General features: G+C 63.2%; 10 protein-coding genes. 8 read left to right on the forward strand and 2 right to left on the reverse strand.

The features are described 5' to 3' along the window. Positions 1–5: 5 nt before the first annotated feature. Genes LO50_RS15540 through LO50_RS15550 form a run of 3 tightly spaced genes read left to right on the forward strand, consistent with a single transcriptional unit; the run spans position 6 to position 8,696 of the window. Positions 6–7,184: an Hpt domain-containing protein gene (locus LO50_RS15540; protein ID WP_044315560.1), complete on the forward strand. Its 7,179-nt coding sequence runs from the start codon at positions 6–8 to the stop codon at positions 7,182–7,184. Beyond that, entirely contained in the window at positions 7,177–8,229 is a 1,053-nt protein-coding gene (locus LO50_RS15545) for a chemotaxis protein CheB (protein ID WP_044315561.1), read from the forward strand. The genes LO50_RS15540 and LO50_RS15545 overlap by 8 nt, the downstream gene beginning before the upstream one ends. Further along, positions 8,226–8,696, forward strand: a complete 471-nt coding sequence (locus LO50_RS15550; protein ID WP_031298038.1) for a chemotaxis protein CheW — start codon at positions 8,226–8,228, stop codon at positions 8,694–8,696. The genes LO50_RS15545 and LO50_RS15550 overlap by 4 nt, the downstream gene beginning before the upstream one ends. Positions 8,697–8,720: 24 nt before the next feature. Here the strand turns inward: LO50_RS15550 and LO50_RS15555 are convergent, their stop codons facing one another. Next, the gene (locus LO50_RS15555) at positions 8,721–9,437 is read right to left on the reverse strand and encodes a 16S rRNA (uracil(1498)-N(3))-methyltransferase (protein ID WP_044315562.1); all 717 of its coding nucleotides are present in this window, start codon (positions 9,435–9,437) and stop codon (positions 8,721–8,723) included. Between the two features lie 81 nt (positions 9,438–9,518). Beyond that, positions 9,519–10,925: an adenosylmethionine--8-amino-7-oxononanoate transaminase gene (locus LO50_RS15560; protein ID WP_023446063.1), complete on the reverse strand. Its 1,407-nt coding sequence runs from the start codon at positions 10,923–10,925 to the stop codon at positions 9,519–9,521. Between the two features lie 162 nt (positions 10,926–11,087). On the opposite strand from LO50_RS15560, the gene LO50_RS15565 reads away from it, so the two are divergent. The 5 genes from LO50_RS15565 to LO50_RS15585 all read left to right on the forward strand — a co-directional run bounded on the left by LO50_RS15565 (position 11,088) and on the right by LO50_RS15585 (position 18,223). Further along, positions 11,088–11,642, forward strand: coding sequence for a cytochrome b (locus LO50_RS15565; protein ID WP_023446062.1), 555 nt, complete (start codon positions 11,088–11,090; stop codon positions 11,640–11,642). A 25-nt stretch (positions 11,643–11,667) separates the two neighbouring features. Then, a complete protein-coding gene (locus LO50_RS15570; protein ID WP_044315563.1) occupies positions 11,668–12,243 on the forward strand; it encodes a YceI family protein in 576 nt (191 codons plus the stop codon). Positions 12,244–12,508: 265 nt separating this feature from the next. Then, entirely contained in the window at positions 12,509–13,651 is a 1,143-nt protein-coding gene (locus tag LO50_RS15575) for an efflux RND transporter periplasmic adaptor subunit (RefSeq protein WP_044315564.1), read from the forward strand. Between the two features lie 13 nt (positions 13,652–13,664). Continuing rightward, positions 13,665–16,802 (forward strand): efflux RND transporter permease subunit, encoded by a 3,138-nt coding sequence (locus LO50_RS15580; protein ID WP_044315565.1) that lies wholly within the window; start codon positions 13,665–13,667, stop codon positions 16,800–16,802. Then, positions 16,799–18,223, forward strand: a complete 1,425-nt coding sequence (locus LO50_RS15585; protein WP_044315566.1) for an AdeC/AdeK/OprM family multidrug efflux complex outer membrane factor — start codon at positions 16,799–16,801, stop codon at positions 18,221–18,223. Before LO50_RS15580 ends, LO50_RS15585 begins: the two co-directional genes overlap by 4 nt. Positions 18,224–18,245: the final 22 nt, after the last annotated feature.

Here is an 18,245-nt window from a genome sequence, read left to right on the forward strand (position 1 = left end):
TCGCTATGGGTGATCGGCACGATTATGTCGCCCTGGAGTGGGTGAAAGGCGAGATTGCCGAGACGCTTAAGCAGGCGCGTCAGGCTCTGGAGGCGTTCGTCGAGAACCCACAGGACTCGACCCGGATGCGCTTTTGCCTGACCTATGTGCATCAGGTCCACGGCACTCTGCAGATGGTGGAGTTCTTCGGCGCAGCATTGCTCGCCGAGGAAATGGAGCAGCTGGCGCGGGCCCTGCTCGACGAGCGGGTGGCCAATCAGGGCGAGGCGCTCGAGGTGATGATGCAGGCCATCCTGCAGCTGCCTGCCTATCTGGACCGCATTCAGAGTGCGCGCCGCGACCTGCCGATGGTGGTGCTGCCGCTGCTTAACGACCTGCGCGCCGCTCGCGGTGAAAAGCTGCTTTCTGAAACCAGCCTATTTTCACCCGACCTGTCCGGACGCACGCCGGCGCTTTCCCAGGAGTCGGTCGAGCGTCTGCGTACGAACGAGCTGCCGGCCCTGCTGCGCAAGCTGCGCCAGATGTTGCAGGTTGCGCTGGTTGGGGTGATTCGCAACCAGGACCTGCCGACCAATCTCGGCTACATGGTGCGCGTATTCGCCCGCCTGGAAATGCTCTGCAAGGATGCGCCACTGGCGGCGCTATGGCAGATCGCCTCGGGCATGGTCGAAGGTCTGGCCAGTGGCGGCGTGAGCAACGGCACCTCCGTCCGCACCTTGTTGCGACAGGTAGACAAGCAGCTCAAGCGGTTGGTCGAGGAAGGCGCTGATGGCCTAAATCAGGCTGCGCCCGATGAGCTGATCAAGAACCTGCTCTTCTACGTCGCCAAGGCGCCGGGGCAGACGCCCCGTATCCAGGCGTTAAAGCAGCTTTACCGCCTCGACGAAGCGCTGCCGGACAGCGCCGTGGTCGATCAGGAGCGTGCTCAGCTGGCTGGTCCCGACCGTGGTGCGATGCGCTCGGTGGTCGCTGCCCTTTGTGAAGAGCTGGTGCGGGTAAAGGACAGCCTGGACCTGTTCGTGCGCAGCGATCGCAAGGTCATTGCCGAGCTGTCCAGCCTCGAGGTCCCGCTCAAGCAGATCGCCGATACCTTGGCAGTGCTCGGCTTCGCTCAACCGCGCAAGATCATTCTCGATCAGATCGTCCTCGTCCAGTCCGTAGCGCAGGGGCAGCAGGCGCCCGACGACGCCATCCTGATGGATATCGCCGGTGCGTTGCTGTATGTCGAGGCCACGTTGGCCGGCATGGTCGGCGGTCCCACGGAGGAGCGCAGCGAAGCAAGCCACCTGCCGACCACCGATGTTGCCCAGATTCACCAGTTGGTCATTCGCGAAGCGCGTAACGGGCTGGAGCAGGCCAAGGACGCAATCATCGAATTCATTGCCTCGCAATGGAACCACGAGCATCTGGCCCGGGTGCCGGATCTGCTCACTCAGGTTCGCGGCGGCCTGGCGATGATTCCCCTGGAGCGTGCTGCGTCCCTGCTGCAAGCCTGCAATGGCTACATCCAGGATCAGCTTCTGGCGCGACAGGCCGTGCCGGACTGGCAGAGCCTGGATACCCTGGCTGACGCGATCACCAGCGTCGAGTATTACCTCGAGCGACTGTCCGAGGATTGCGGCACCCAGGGCGATCTGATTCTGGATGTGGCCGAAGAAAGTCTGCAGAACCTTGGCTACTCGCTGGGACATGCAAATGCTCCGATGAAGGTCGCGGCGGTCGAGAACGAATTCGCCGATCCGCTGGACGAGATCGAAGTGCTGCCTGAAGAGCCGGACGCAAGTCTGGATGCATTCGACTCCGTTGCGGTCGATCAGGAAGAATCTCCGGCACCGATGGACCCTGATTTCTTGAGCGAGGCGCAAGCGCCACTCGAGAGTCATGATGCGGAGATCGCGGCGGAGGCCGAGGAAAGCGAGTGGACGCTGGAAGACCTGTCCAGCGATGAAGAAATCATTTTCAACCTGCCAGAAGAGATGCCGGCATCCGAAACGCCTCCAGACTCACTTGAAGATGAGTCGGACCTGAGCGAATGGAGCGATGCGCAGGTCGCCGAGCTCGGTCTTCCGGAAGTGAGCCTGCCAGATTATTCCGAACCTGAAAGCCTGCAGGTCGAAGTCGAGCCTGTACTCAGCCTTGAGGAAGTCATGGCGGCGCCGGTCGCAGCCATCAACCCGCCTGCTCAGGATGTACCGCCTAGCCTCCTGCCGCCTCCTGCCGACGAAGAACCGGTCGACGAGGACCTGCTGGAAGTCTTCATCGAGGAAGCAGCAGAAGTTCTGGAGGCGATTGGCGAGCAGTTGCCACTCTGGCTTGCCGACAGTGACAACAAGGATGCCCTGGGCGAAGTGCGACGTGCATTCCACACGCTCAAGGGCAGTGGGCGGATGGTGCGTGCACTGGTCATCGGCGAGTTGGCATGGTCCATCGAGAACCTGCTCAATCGGGTTCTCGATCGCAGCATCCAGCCGACCGACTCGGTGAGGCAGGTCGTGTGCGATGTCGTTGCGCTGATGCCGGCCCTCGTCGATGAGTTCGCAGCCAAGGCCCAGCGCCAGCGTGATGACGTCGATCACCTTGCGGCAGCAGCGCATGCCCTGGCCAAGGGGCAGTCAGTGGTGCTTTCGCAGCCTGCTGAGACGCCTGCTGCGATTGCGGACGAGCCTGCCCCCTCCGCAGCGCCGCAAGACGATGACGACGCACTGGACCCCCAGTTGCTGGAAATTTTTCGCAACGAGGCCGAATCGCATCTGACCACGCTGGTCAGTTTTCTCGCCGATTGCGCCCAGCGCCTGCCGCAGCCGGTGACCGATGCACTGCAACGTGCCTTGCACACGCTCAAGGGTAGTGCGCACATGGCCGGCATCCTGCCGGTGGCGGAAATCGCAACGCCTCTGGAGAAGATGGTCAAGGAATTCAAGACCAACCTGATCCAGATGGATCTGGCCGAAGCCGAGCTGCTGCATGAGGCCGAGCTGTTGTTACGCCAGGGGCTGGCCAATCTCGATCATGAACCGTTGGCGCCGATAGAAGGCGCCCCGGAGTTCCTGGCCAAGGTGCACGCCCTGCATCAGGCCAGATTGGTCGAAGCCGGCGCCCGCCAGCATAACGATGCTGGTGAGGTCCGCGATCCGAGCGTGATCGCGCTGTTCCTCTCTGAAGGCATGGACATCCTGCTGGATGCCGAAGATTTGCTGCGCAGCTGGCGCGAGCATCCTGCCGAGCGTCAGGAACTCTCCGCTCTGCTGCAGGAGCTGACCACGCTCGGACAGGGCGCGAAAATGGCCGACCTGCCGCAGATGGAAGCGTTGTGCCAGGTGCTGCTGCGTTTGTACGCGGTGGTTGAGGAGGGGCGACTGGCTGTTAGCGAGCGCTTCTTCGACGACGTCGAGCAGGGCCATGAAGCGCTGGTCGGCATGATGGATCAGGTAGCTGCCGCGCTGCAGGTGAGTGAGCAGTCGGAGTTGGTGGCGCGGCTCGAAGCACTGCTCGCCGAAGCCATTGATCCATTGGTTCTGGAGCAGCCGGGCGACCCCGTGCCGGTTGCTGCTCCTGGCGAGATTTCGCTGACAGAATTGCCCGCCGAAGCCGAAGCCGAAGCCGAAGCCGAAGCCGAAGCCGAAGCCGAAGCCTGGCCCGAAGAAGACGCCCCGCAAGACGAGGCGCAGGACGATCTCGATCACGAAATGGTTGAGATCTTTCTCGACGAAGCCGTTGACCTGATGGAAAGCGCCGGCCATGCGCTTGATCGCTGGCTCGCTGATCCGGCCAACCAGATGGCGCTCTCGGCTCTGCTGCGCGACCTTCACACCCTCAAGGGCGGCGCCCGGATGGCAGCAATCCGTCCGATCGGCGACCTCGCCCATGAGCTGGAGTCGCTTTACGAGGGGCTCTCCGACGGTCGCTACGTCCATTCCGCCCCGCTTGCAGCGCTGTTGCAGCGTAGCCACGATCATCTGGCGCTGCAGCTCGAGCAGCTGCAGGGCGAGATGCCGATGAGCAGTGCTGATGCACTCATCGAGTCGATGAAAGCCTTCCGTCAGGGTGCCCTGCCGGCATTCGACGGCGTTGATTCGACTGATGCTTCCCTACTCGAGACGGATGCGGGTCCTGACCTGATCCGACCGGAGAACGATCCTGCTCAATCGCTGGATGAGCCGCTTAGCGCCGATGCGTTTGATTTACCGCTGCTCGATGTCGATGAGACTTCTGCCGAGGCGGATGAAGGCGACAACGAAACTGCAGCGGACGATAGCCGCGCTTCGGATATCCCGGTCAGCGAAGAGTTGGATGAGATCGACCTCGGCCTTCCCGAGCTGGATGAGGTGCCGGAAGCGTTCGAAGCTGTGCCGGCCGCCGAGGAGCACGACGCAGTCGAGCGCGATCCCGAATTAGTGGAGATCTTCCTCGAGGAGGGTTTCGACCTCATCGAGAGTGCTGCGGGTGGTTTGCAACGCTGGATGGCGGATGTCGACAACAGCTTCGAACTCGAGGCATTGCAGCGCGATCTGCATACCCTCAAGGGCGGGGCCCGGATGGCTGATATCCGTGAAATCGGTGATCTCTCCCACGAGCTCGAGTTTCTTTACGAAGGCCTGTGCGCCGGTAGCTACCGGGCCAGCCCGGAATTGTTCGGCCTTCTGCAGGCCTGCCAGGACCGCCTGGCGGAAATGCTCGAGGCGGTGCGGGCCCACCAACCGGTGCCATCGGGTGATGCGCTGATCGAGACGATTCGCCACTTTCGCAACAACCCCGATGAGCAACTGAGCATTCCCAGCAGCGTGTCGCTGAAGGCCGCTCAGGAAGATGCGCAGCAGTCTGCCGAAGCCGAAATTCTCGACATCTTTGTCGAGGAAGCTGACGACCTGCTGGAGGAAATGGAATCAGCGCTCGGTCGCTGGGATGCCGGCCGTGAGGATGCCGCTCCGTTGGCTGACATGCTCCGTGTGCTGCACACGCTGAAAGGCGGTGCGCGGCTGGCTGGGCAGACCGCACTGGGCAACATGGCCCACGATCTGGAGCAGCGGTTGAGCGAGGCGCAGCAGCAGGGCGCCCCGTGGCCGGATAGCCTGTTTCTCGATGTGCAGCACGGCTACGACGCGCTGCTGAAGGATGTCGAGCTGCTTCGGGCGGGCCTGGCGAGCGACGGAAGCGACGCTTCGCAACCTGAGTCGTCGGAGCTCGAGCCAGAGTTGCCGCGCGAGCCGGTGGCTCTGGAACAACCGATCGTCGCGGCCAGTACCTTGCCGAAGCCGAGTACCAGCCCGGCGAAGGTGCTGCCATTCATTCGACGCGCACAGCTGGCCGCCCAGGAAGCCGCTGCGCGGCGGGCACCGCAGGAGCTGGTCAAGGTTCCCGCAGAACTGCTGGAGGGTCTGGTCAACCTGGCGGGCGAAACATCGATCTTCCGCGGTCGAGTCGAGCAGCAGGTCAGCGACGTCGGCTTCACCCTTGGCGAGATGGAAGCGACCATCGAGCGGGTGCGCGACCAGCTGCGCCGATTGGATACCGAAACCCAGGCGCAGATTCTCAGCCGTTACCAGGCTGAAGCCGAGCGCGCCGGCTATGACGATTTCGACCCGCTGGAAATGGACCGCCATTCGCAGCTGCAACAGCTTTCGCGCGCACTGTTCGAGTCAGCGTCCGACTTGCTCGATCTGAAGGAAACCCTGGCTGCGCGTAATCGCGACGCTGAAACGCTGCTGCTGCAGCAGGCTCGGGTCAATACCGAGCTACAGGAAGGCCTCATGCGTACCCGCATGGTTCCTTTCGAGCGCCTGGTGCCGCGCCTGCGCAGAATCGTGCGGCAGGTCGCTGGCGAGCTCGGCAAACAGGTCGAGTTCATGGTCGGCAACGCCACCGGTGAGATGGACCGCAGCGTGCTTGAGCGAATCGTTGCGCCGCTGGAGCACATGCTGCGCAACGCCGTCGATCACGGTATCGAGCCGGTCGAGCGTCGTCGTGCTGCCGGCAAGCCCGAGCAGGGCGTGATACGCCTGGATCTGGCCCGTGAGGGCGGCGATATCGTGCTGACGCTGGCCGACGACGGCGGTGGCATCAATCTGGACGCGGTGCGGCGCAAGGCGATCGAGCGCGGGCTGATGTCCTCCGATAGCGACCTGTCCGAGCATGAAATCCTGCAGTTCATCCTCGAAGCCGGGTTCTCCACCGCGGAGCGCGTCACGCAGATCTCCGGACGCGGCGTGGGCATGGACGTGGTGCACTCGGAAGTGAAGCAGCTCGGCGGGTCGATGAGCATCGAGTCGACGCTCGGTCAGGGCACGCGCTTCCTGATTCGCCTGCCGTTCACGGTGTCGGTGAACCGCGCGCTGATGGTTTACTCCGGCGAGGATCTGTATGCGATTCCGCTGAATACCATCGAAGGTATCGTGCGTGTCTCGCCATACGAGCTGGAAGCTTATTACCAGCCGGATGCGCCGCGCTTCGAATATGCCGGTCAGGCTTACGAGCTGCGTTACCTCGGCGATCTCTTGAACAACGGCCAGAAGCCCAAGCTGGTGGGGCAGAGCCTGCCGCTGCCGGTGATCCTGGTGCGCTCGAAAGAGCACAGCGTTGCGGTACAGGTCGACAGCCTCGCCGGTTCTCGTGAAATCGTGGTGAAGAGCCTCGGGCTGCAGTTCGCCGGCGTACATGGCATTTCCGGTGCGACCATCCTCGGCGATGGCCGGGTCGTGGTGATTCTGGACCTGCTGGCGACCATCCGTGTGCTCCATGCGCACCAGCTCATTCAGCTGCAACAGCCGCGCCTTATCGATCAGGTGCAGGAGCCGGTCGAGGTCGAAACCGAACGGCCGACACTGGTCATGGTGGTTGACGATTCGGTCACCGTGCGCAAGGTCACCAGTCGTCTGCTGGAGCGCAATGGCATGAACGTTCTGACCGCCAAGGACGGGGTGGATGCCATCACTCAGCTGCAGGAGCGCAAGCCGGACATCATGCTGCTGGATATCGAGATGCCGCGCATGGACGGCTTCGAGGTGGCCACGCTGGTTCGCCACGACGAGCGTTTGAAGGATCTGCCGATCATCATGATCACCTCGCGTACCGGCGAGAAGCACCGTGATCGCGCGCTGACCATCGGCGTCAACGAATACCTTGGCAAGCCCTATCAGGAATCGGTGTTGCTCGAGGCCATTCAGCGCTTGGTTCACGCCGATGTCTGAAGTTCTCTGCGCCCGCATTGCGGTACTCGCCGACACCTCTCTGCAGCGTCACGTGCTGCAGCAGGCTTTGACCGGCAGTGGCTATCAGGTGGTATTGAACAATGACCCGGCGCGCCTCGAGCCGGCAGACCTGGATAGCACCGAGGCCGATCTCTGGCTGGTCGATCTGGCGCAGACCGAAGATTCGCCTCTTGTGGATGCGTTGCTTGAGCGCGACACCACGCGGGTGCTGTTCGGTGAGGGGCATGCGCCGGAGCGGCATTCGGAGTTCTACCCACGTTGGGAGCGCAGCCTGTTCAGCAAGCTGAAGCGCCTGATCGGTGACCCGTCACGGGCAGTGGGGCCGCGTCTGGACGTACTGCAGGGTGAAGGACAACGCCCCGAGCGCCTGACGCTACCGCCGCTGCTGGCTGATAGCGCGCTGCATGCCGGTGAAGCGGCGACCCAGGTATGGCTGCTGGCGGCTTCGCTCGGTGGGCCGGAAGCCGTGAAGGCCTTCCTGGACGCGCTGCCTGGCGGCCTGCCAGTCGGTTTCATCTATGCCCAGCATATCGAAGCCAGCTTCGAGTCGGCGTTGTCCCAGGCCGTGGGCCGACATAGTCAGTGGCAGGTTCAACAGGTGCGCCCTGGCCAGCCGGTGCGCTGCGGAGAAGTGATCATCGCGCCGATCGGAGAGGAACTCGGGTTCGAGTTCGATGGCAGCACCCGCCTGAACGGTCGTTGCTGGCCTGAACCGTATAGCCCGTCGATCGACCAGATGATGCTGAATCTGGCCCAGCAGTTCGGCCAGCGTTGCGGTGTCATTGCCTTCAGTGGCATGGGCAGCGACGGCAGTGCGGCAGCCGCGTATGTGCTGCGTCAGGGTGGCAGGGTCTGGACGCAGCGCGCCGACTCCTGTGCCTGCTCAAGTATGCCGGACAATCTTCGCGAAGGTGGCTACAGCTCCTACAGCGGTGACCCTCGCGAGCTGGCGCAAGCCTTGGTCAATCATCTGGTCAGCCAGGTCGGTACGCCCGCCACGTCTTTTCAACGGGATAACTCATGAGTCAAATGGTCGTTTCTCCAGAGGCGGAAAGCCTCACCGGGCTGCTGATGCCGCTCGCCGATCGCGTATTGCTGGTGCCCAACGTGGCCGTCGCCGAGCTGATTCCCTATCGCGCTCCGCAAGCGGTGCAGGGCATGCCCGCATGGTTTCTCGGGCAGGTGCAGTGGCGTGACCTGAGCCTACCACTGCTGTCGTTCGAGGCCGCGTCCAGCGGCCAGGCACAACCGGTTGGCAGTTCGGCACGGGTTGCCGTGCTCAACGCGGTTGGTGGGCGCGACCACGTCAAGTTCATCGCGCTGCTGGTGCAAGGCATCCCGCACTCGATCAAGGTCGACGCCAGCCTCGCGCGCGCGGATGTCACGCTTGCCCCGCTCGAACTGGATGCGGTCAACCTTGGCGACGTGCAGCCGCGAATCCCCGATCTGATCGGTCTGGAGCAGAAGCTCGCCGATGCTGGCCTGATCTGATCGAGGCCGCCACCCGGTACGTCGTCAGAAATCGCCCCAGAGCTGCTGTGCCACGCTCAGCGCCACCACCGGAGCGGTCTCGGTGCGCAGCACTCGCGGGCCGAGTCGAGCAGGCTGAAACCCTTGATTGGCTGCTTGTTCGACTTCGCTCTCGCTCAAGCCTCCTTCCGGACCGATCAGGAAAGCCAGTGTCTGCGGTCTGGCATGGCTCGTCAGCGGCGCGGCCACTGGATGCAGCACGAGCTTCAGGTCTGCCTCGACAGGCAACCAGTCACGCAGGCTCATTGGCGGGTGGATGACCGGCAGCACCGACCGGCCGCATTGCTCGCAGGCGCTGATCGCGATCTGCCGCCAATGGGCCAGACGTTTGTCGGCACGCTCATCGTTGAGGCGCACTTCGCAACGCTCGCTGACGATGGGCGTGATCTGCGTTACGCCTAGCTCGGTGGCCTTCTGAATGGCCCAATCCATCCGTTCACCGCGGGAAAGACCCTGCCCGAGGTGGATCTGTAGAGGTGACTCTGGCATCCCCGTCAGGCGTTCGTGCAGTTCGACGGCGACGGACTTCTTGCCGACTTCCAGCAGTTCGCCGCGAAATTCACTGCCGCTGCCATCGAACAGCTGAACCGCGCTGCCGGCCGAAAGCCGCAGCACCCGGCTTATGTAGTGGGCCGATGCGTCAGGCAGTGAGTGCTGGCCAAGGGAAAGGGGGGCGTCGATGAAAAAACGGGATAGGCGCATGGAGGCAGCTGCAGGCGGCGAGTTGGAAGCGGCAAGTCTAAAGCATCGGCAGCCTGGCTCGCAGGCTGCCGATGCTCCACATCAACCCGGGTCTCTGAAGCCTGGGTATGGACCGACCGGGACCGATACCCCGGAGGCATCTCGGGTGGCGATGTCGATTCCCTCGGTGGCGACTGCCGCGAGAAAGTCGATCTGTTCCTCGGTGATGCAATAGGGCGGCAGGAAATACACCACACTGCCGAGCGGGCGCAACAGCGCTCCGCGCTCCATCGCGTGCTGATAGACCTTCAGGCCGCGACGCTCCTGCCAGGGATAGGCCGTGCGGCTGGCCTTGTCCTGAACCATCTCGATAGCCAGTGCCATGCCGGTCTGGCGGACTTCGGCCACGTGCGGATGCTCGACCAGGTGCGCGGTGGCGCTGGCCATGCGCGCGGCCAGCGCCTTGTTCGCTTCGATCACGTTGTCTTCGGCGAAGATATCTAGGGTCGCCAGTGCCGCGGCGCAGGCCAGCGGGTTGCCGGTGTAGGTGTGCGAATGGAGGAAGGCGCGCAGCGTCGAATAGTCGTCGTAGAACGCCCGGTACATCCGGTCGGTGGTGAGCACTGCGGCCATCGGCAGATAGCCGCCGGTCAAGGCTTTGGACAGGCAGAGGAAGTCTGGCGTGATGCCAGCCTGCTCGCAGGCGAACATGCTGCCGGTGCGGCCGAAGCCGACCGCGATCTCGTCGTGGATGAGGTGCACTTCGTAGCGGTCGCAGGCCTCGCGCAGCAGCTTCAGATATATCGGGTGGTACATGCGCATACCGCCGGCGCCCTGAATCAGCGGTTCGACGATGACCGCGGCGATGTCCTGGTGGTGCTCGGCAAGGGTCTGTTCCATGTGCGCGAACATCTGCCGCGAATGCTCTTCCCAGCTCACACCCTCGGGTCGCAGGTAGCAGTCCGGGCTCGGCACCTTGAAGGTGTCCAGCAGCAGCGGCTTGTAGGTGTCGGTGAAGAGGGCGACATCACCCACCGACATCGCGGCGACGGTTTCCCCGTGATAGCTGTTGGTCAGGGTGACGAAGCGCTGCTTCTGGCCACGTCCGCTGTTGCGCCAGTAGTGAAAGCTCATCTTCAGCGCCACTTCGATACCGGTCGAACCGTTGTCGGTATAGAAGACGCGGTCCAGTCCGGCCGGTGTCAGGGCGACCAGGCGCTCCGACAGCTCCACCACCGGCTGATGACTGAAGCCGGCCAGCATCACGTGCTCGAGCTGGTCGACCTGATCCTTGATGCGCTGATTGATGCGCGGATTGGCATGGCCGAAGACGTTGACCCACCAGGAACTGACCGCATCCAGGTATCGCTTGCCGTCGAAATCCTCCAGCCAGACGCCTTCGCCGCGGCGGATCGGAATCAGCGGCAGCTGCTCGTGATCTTTCATCTGGGTGCAGGGATGCCAGAGTACGGCAAGGTCGCGTTGCATCCAGCTGTCGTTCAGGCTCATCGTTACTCCTCCGCAATGAGTCGCGAAGCCTAGCAGAAGCGCTGGGGCATGACTTGATGCGATCAGTCATCGATTTACTCGATGTTTCAAAGCGAAAAAAATGCGCTCTATTCCGATAGGTAACCGGCTAGGCTTCTAGGCCTGAATTTGAAGGAAGATTCAATGCACTGGCGTAACTCCTCAACGAACTATGGGCTGACCAGCATTGCCTTGCACTGGTTGGTGGCCATCGCCGTATTCGGTCTGTTCGGCCTGGGCTTCTGGATGGTTGGGCTGAACTACTACAGCAGCTGGTATCGCACCGCACCGGACCTGCACAAGAGCATTGGCATCGCGCTGTTTCTGATCATGCTGCTGCGGGTGCTCTGGCGTTTCGTCAGCCCTGCGCCGGCGCCGCTGGCGAGTCAGGGGCGGCTGACCCGGATCGCGGCCAGGCTTGGTCACAGCCTGCTGTACCTCGGCCTGTTCCTGGTAATGATCTCGGGTTACCTGATCTCCACCGCCGATGGCCGGCCGATCAGCGTGTTCGGCCTGTTCGAGGTGCCGGCGCTGATCACTTCCATCCCCGATCAGGCCGACAGCGCCGGGATTGTTCACGAATACGCTGCCTGGGCGCTGGTGATCTTCGCCGTGGTACACGCCCTGGCTGCGCTCAAACACCATTTCATCGACCGCGACGCGACACTCAAGCGCATGCTCGGTCGTAGTGCCGGTTAATCACCCCCGATAGGAGAATCCATCGATGCTCAAGAAAACCCTCGCCGCATTGGTCCTCGGTTCCGCACTGGTCGGTGGCCAGGCATTCGCTGCCGACTACGCCATCGACAAGCAGGGCCAGCACGCCTTCGTCAATTTCAAGATCAGCCACCTCGGCTATAGCTGGCTGTGGGGCACGTTCAGGGATTTCGATGGCAGCTTCAGCTTCGATGCGGACAGGCCGGAAGCGAGCAAGGTCAAGGTCACGCTGAAGACCGCCAGCGTCGATACCAACCACGCCGAGCGCGACAAGCACCTGCGCAGCGATGACTTCCTCAACGTCGACAAGCACCCGGCAGCGACCTTCGAGTCGACTTCGGGGAAGTCGACCGGTGACGGCACTGCCGACATCAGCGGCAACCTGACCCTCAACGGCGTGACCAAACCGGTGGTGATCGCTGCCAAGTTCATCGCCGAAGGTGATGATCCCTGGGGTGGCTACCGTGCCGGTTTCGAAGGCAGTACCACGCTGACGCTCAAGGACTTCGACATCAAGATGGATCTCGGGCCGGCGTCGCAAACGGTCGATCTGATCATCTCGGTCGAAGGTGTGCGCAAGTAAACGCTCCCCGTGGAACCCGAACGCCGGCATCTTGCCGGCGTTCTGCGTTTGCCTGGATTATGTATCGGCGCGGATTGCGCAGCGGACAAAGCTGTGGCGAACGGGCCTATGAACACACCTTTTGCAATATTTGCAGCAGGTCCGACGAGTCTTTTCAGGTTTACAGACAGTCATGGATGTAAGTATATTTCGGCCCTTTCCGCTCTCCGCGTCTGCGGTGTGCTGTTGCCCACTCCCGCCTGCCAGGTTTTCAAGAGGTCTAACCATGCCAATCAAGTCAGCCAATGCTGCCCTGATGTCCATTCTCGCCATGGCTGTTTTCCTGGCCGGCTGTCAGGAAGAAGCAGCACCTCCGGCCCAGCAGAAGCCCCAGGTCGGTATCGTGACCCTGCAGGCGGAGCCGTTCGCGGTAACCACCGAGCTGCCCGGGCGTACCCGCGCCTACCGCATCGCCGAGGTGCGACCGCAGGTCAACGGCATCATCCAGAAGCGCCTGTTTACCGAAGGCAGTGACGTAAAGGCCGGGCAGCAGCTGTATCAGATTGATCCATCGGTATACGAAGCCACGTTGAAGAGCGCCCAGGCGAGCGTGGCGTCCAGCAAGTCGCTGGCCGACCGTTATGCCGAGCTGGTCAAGGACCAGGCCGTCAGCAAGCAGGCCTATGACGAGGCCCGCGCAGCCAGCCTGCAGGCCGAAGCAGAGCTGGAGCGCGCGCGCATCGACCTGCGCTACACCAAGGTGCTGGCGCCGATTTCCGGCCGGATCGGCCGTTCCGCGGTGACCGAGGGTGCGCTGGTCAGCAACGGTCAGGCCCAGGAGCTGGCGACCATTCAGCAGCTTGACCCGATCTATGTCGACGTGACCCAGCCGGCTCGAGACCTGCTAGCGCTGCGGCGCGACCTGGCCGAGGGTCGTCTGCAGAAGTCTGGCGATAACGCGGCCAAGGTCACCCTCAAACTGGAGGATGGCAGCGATTACGGTCACGAAGGCAAACTCGAATTCAGCGAAGTCACGGTGGATGCCGGTACCGGCTCGGTGACGCTGCGCGCCGTATTCCCGAATCCGGACAAGAATCTGCTGCCGGGCATGTTCGTCCATGCGCAGCTGGTGGCCGGCATGAAGAGCGAGGCGATCCTGGTTCCGCAGCAGGGCGTCACGCGCAACACCAAGGGTGACCCGACCGCCATGGTGGTCAATGCCGAGAACAAGGTGGAAGTGCGCCCGATCAAGACCGAGCGTGCCGTGGGCAATCGCTGGCTGGTCGGTGACGGCCTGCAGCCGGGCGACCGCGTGATCACCGAAGGCCTGCAGTTCATCCGGCCGGGGGCCGAGGTCGAGGTGGCTCCGGCTACCAATGTCGATAATCGCGGTGGGGTGTCTGCACAACCCCAAGGCCAAGAAGGCTGAGGGGTTCCTAGTCATGTCCAACTTCTTTATCGACCGGCCGATCTTCGCCTGGGTGATTGCTCTGGTGATCATGCTCGCCGGCGGCCTGTCCATCCTCAACCTGCCGGTCAACCAGTATCCGAGCATCGCCCCACCCGCGGTCGGTATCTCGGTGACCTACCCGGGCGCCTCTGCACAGACCGTGCAGGACACCGTGGTGCAGGTCATCGAACAACAGCTCAACGGTATCGACGGGCTGCGCTACATCAGTTCGTCGAGTAACTCCGACGGGAGCATGGAAATCACCGTGACCTTCGATCAGGGCACCAACCCCGATATCGCTCAGGTCCAGGTGCAGAACAAGCTGCAGCTGGCAACGCCGCTGCTGCCGCAAGAGGTTCAGCAACAGGGCATCCGCGTCACCAAGGCCGTGCGCAACTTCCTCATCATCATCGGTCTGGTATCGACTGACGGCAGTCTGGATCAACGCGACCTGGCCAACTACATCGTCGCCAACATGCAGGACCCGATCTCGCGGACCAAGGGTGTGGGCGACTTCCAGGTGTTCGGTGCCCAGTACGCGATGCGCATCTGGCTCGATCCAGCCAAGCTGAACAACTTCAGCCTGACGCCGGAGGATGTCAGCTCGGCGATCCAGGCGCAGAACGTCCAGGTGTCTTCCGGCCAGTTGGGTGGCTTGCCGGCGCTGCCCGGGCAGCAGCTCAACGCCACGGTGATCGGCAAGACCCGTCTGCAGACTCCGGAGCAGTTCCGCAACATCCTGCTCAAGGTCAACAGCGACGGCTCGCAGGTGCGTCTGGGTGATGTCGCCAAGGTCGAGCTGGGCGGTGAGAACTACTCGGTCAGCGCGCATTTCAACGGCAAGCCGGCTGCCGGCCTGGCGTTGAAACTGGCCACTGGCGCCAACGCGCTGGATACTGTCGAAGGCGTGCGCAAGACCATCGACGAGCTCAAGCCGTTCTTCCCGCCGGGCGTCGATGTGGTCTACCCGTACGACACTACGCCGGTCATCTCCGCCTCCATCACCGGTGTCATGCAAACGCTGCTCGAAGCGTTCGTGCTGGTGTTTCTGGTGATGTACCTGTTCCTGCAGAACTTCCGCGCGACGCTGGTTCCGACGCTCGCGGTACCGGTGGTGCTGCTGGGCACCTTCGGCGTGCTGGCGGTGTTCGGCTTCAGCATCAACACGCTGACCATGTTCGCCATGATCCTGGCCATCGGCCTGCTGGTCGACGACGCCATCGTGGTGGTGGAAAACGTCGAGCGGGTGATGCGCGAAGAAGGGCTCTCGCCTCTGGAGGCGACGCGCAAGTCCATGGGCCAGATCCAGGGCGCGCTGATCGGCATTGGTGTGGTGCTGTCGGCGGTACTGCTGCCGATGGCCTTCTTCGGAGGCTCGACCGGGGTCATCTACCGGCAGTTCTCGATCACCATCGTATCGGCGATGGTGCTCTCGGTGCTGATGGCGCTGATCTTCACGCCAGCGCTGTGTGCCACATTGCTGAAGCCGATCGACAAGGGCGACCATCACGAGAAACGCGGTTTCTTCGGCTGGTTCAATCGCTCCTTCGAGCGCAGCGTCAATGGCTATGAGCGCGGTGTGAAAGCCGTGCTCAAGCGCAAGGCGCCGTTCCTGCTGCTGTATGTGCTGATCGTCGGCGTCATGGTGGTGCTGTTCAACCGCATTCCCAGCGCCTTCCTGCCGGAAGAGGACCAGGGCGTCCTGTTCGCTCAGGTCATGACCCCGTCGGGCTCGACTGCCGAGCGCACCCAGCAGAGCATCGACGCCATGCGCAGCTATCTGCTGGAAGAGGAGGGCGACATCGTTCGTTCCGTCTTTACCGTGACCGGCTTCAGCTTCGCCGGCCGCGGTCAGAGCTCGGGTATCGCCTTCATCAGCCTGAAGCCTTGGAGCGAGCGGACCAACGAGGAGGACGGCGTATTCGCCCTGGCTCAGCGTGCGCAGCAACATTTCGCCAGTTTCCGTGACGCTCAGGTATTCGCCTTTGCGCCGCCGGCGGTGATGGAGCTGGGTAACGCCACCGGTTTCAACCTGTTCCTGCAGGACCGCGCCGGCGTTGGCCAGGAAGTGCTGCAGCAGGCCCGCGACAAGTTCATGCAGCTGGCCAGCCAGAGTCCGGTGCTGACCCGGGTGCGGCCCAATACCCTGCGCGACGAACCGCAGTATCAGGTGCTTATCGACGATGAAAAGGCGCGGGCACTGGGCGTTTCGCTGGCGGCGATCAACAGCACCCTGTCGATCGCCTGGGGTGGGCGCTACGTCAATGACTTTATCGATCGAGGGCGGGTGAAGAAGGTGTATTTGCAGGGCGTTCCGGACGCGCGCATGAGCCCTGAGGATTTGCAGAAGTGGTATGTGCGTAACGATGCCGGCGAGATGGTGCCGTTCAGCGCCTTTGCCAGCGGCGAATGGACTTACGGTTCGCCGAAGCTGTCCCGCTACAACGGCGTCAGCGCGATCGAGATGCTCGGCGAGCCGGCGCCCGGCTACAGCTCGGGTGATGCCATGGCCGAGGTGGAGCGCATCGCCGCTCAGCTGCCGCCGGGGGTGGGCTATTCCTGGACCGGGCAATCCTACGAGGAGCGGCTGGCCGGCTCGCAGACGCTGGCGCTTTACGCCCTGTCGCTGCTGGTGGTGTTCCTCTGCCTGGCGGCCTTGTACGAGAGCTGGTCGATTCCGTTCTCGGTCATGCTGGTGGTGCCGCTTGGCATCGTCGGTGCGCTTGCCTTTACGCTGCTGCGCGGCCTTTCCAACGAGGTGTTCTTCCAGGTGGGCCTGGTCACTACCATTGGTCTGTCGGCGCGTAACGCGATCCTTATCGTGGAGTTCGCCAAGGCGCTGCACGAGCAGGGCATGAGCCATGTCGATGCGGCATTGCAGGCATGTCGCATGCGTCTGCGGCCGATCATCATGACGTCGCTGGCGTTCATTCTCGGGGTGGTGCCGCTGGCGCTTGCTTCCGGGGCTGGCGCGGGCAGTAAGCACGCCATCGGTACTGGCGTGATCGGCGGGATGATCTCCGCTGCGGTGCTGGCGATTTTCTGGATTCCGTTGTTCTACGTGATGATCTGCACAATCTTCGACCGCACGAAGCCCGCCAACGAAGGTGTGAAGGAGGACTCGCTGTGAACAAGTCTCTGTTGAGTCTGGCGCTCGTGGCGGCGCTGAGTGGCTGCTCGCTGATCCCCGAGTATCAGCGTCCGGATGCGCCGGTCCCGGCCGACTGGCCGCAGGGCGAAGTCTATTCGAAGCCATCCCCCGAGGCTCGGGCGCAGGCGCTCGGCTGGCGCGAGTTCTTCCGTGATCCGGCGCTGCAGCAGCTGATCGAGGTCGCGCTGGAGAACAACCGCGACCTGCGCGTCGCCGCGCTGAACGTCGATGCCTACCGTGCGCTGTACCGCGTGCAGCGCGCCGATGTGCTGCCGGCGGTGAGCGCCGATGGCGCTGGCACCCGCAGCCGTACACCGGGCGATCTGAACATGAGCGGCGAGCCGGCCATCAGCAGTCAGTACAGCGCCACCTTCGGCGTGTCCTGGGAACTGGATCTGTTCGGCCGCCTGCGCAGCCTGCGCGACCAGGCCCTGGAAGAGTTCTTCGCCAGCGAGGCCGCGCAGCGCAGCACGCAGATCAGCCTGATCGCCAGTGTCGCCAATGCCTGGCTGACGCTGCAGGCCGATCAGGCGCTGCTGCAGGTCACCCGTGACACGCTCAAGACCTACGAGGAAAGCCTGGGCCTGACCCAGCGCAGCTTCGATGTCGGCGTCGCCTCGGCGCTGGAACTGCGTCAGGCACGCAGTGCGGTGGACAGCGCGCGGGTGAGCATCGAGCAGTACACCCGCCTGGTGGCGCAGGACCGCAATGCCCTGACCCTGCTCCTGGGCCAGAGCCTACCGGCCGGTCTGCCGAGCGGCGAAGGTCTCGAGCGCACCCAGCTGGCGACGTTGCCGGTCGGGTTGCCCTCGGACCTGCTGCAGCAACGCCCGGATATTCTCCAGGCGGAGTACCAGCTGCGTGCGGTCAATGCCAGCATCGGCGCCGCGCGTGCGGCCTTTTTCCCGCGCATCAGCCTGACCGGCGCGGCAGGGACCGCCAGCCGTGAGCTGTCCGGCTTGTTCGACGGCGGTTCCGGTTACTGGAGTTTCTCGCCGAGCATCAGCGTGCCGATCTTCAATGCCGGCCAGTTGCGCGCGAATCTGGACTACGCAGAGATCAGCAGGAACATCCAGGTCGCGCAATACGAGAAGGCGATCCAGACCGCATTCCGCGAAGTGGTCGATGGTCTCGCGGCGCAGGCCACCTACACCCGCCAGGTGCAGGCGCAGCGGGATCTGCTGGCGACCAGCGAGGACTACTACAACCTTGCCGAGCGCCGTTATCGCACCGGCGTGGACAGCTATCTGACCGTGCTCGATGCGCAGCGCCAGTTGTTCAGCGTGCAGCAGCAGCTGATCAGCGATCGCCTCGCGCAGATGACCAGCGAGGTCAATCTGTTCAAGGCCCTGGGTGGCGGTTGGCGGGGAATGCCACAGGCGGCGCCTGCCGAGGGCTGAGTGACATCGACGGCTGCCCCCG

It is taken from the genome of Stutzerimonas stutzeri, assembly GCF_000935215.1.
Classification (GTDB): Bacteria; Pseudomonadota; Gammaproteobacteria; order Pseudomonadales; family Pseudomonadaceae; genus Stutzerimonas.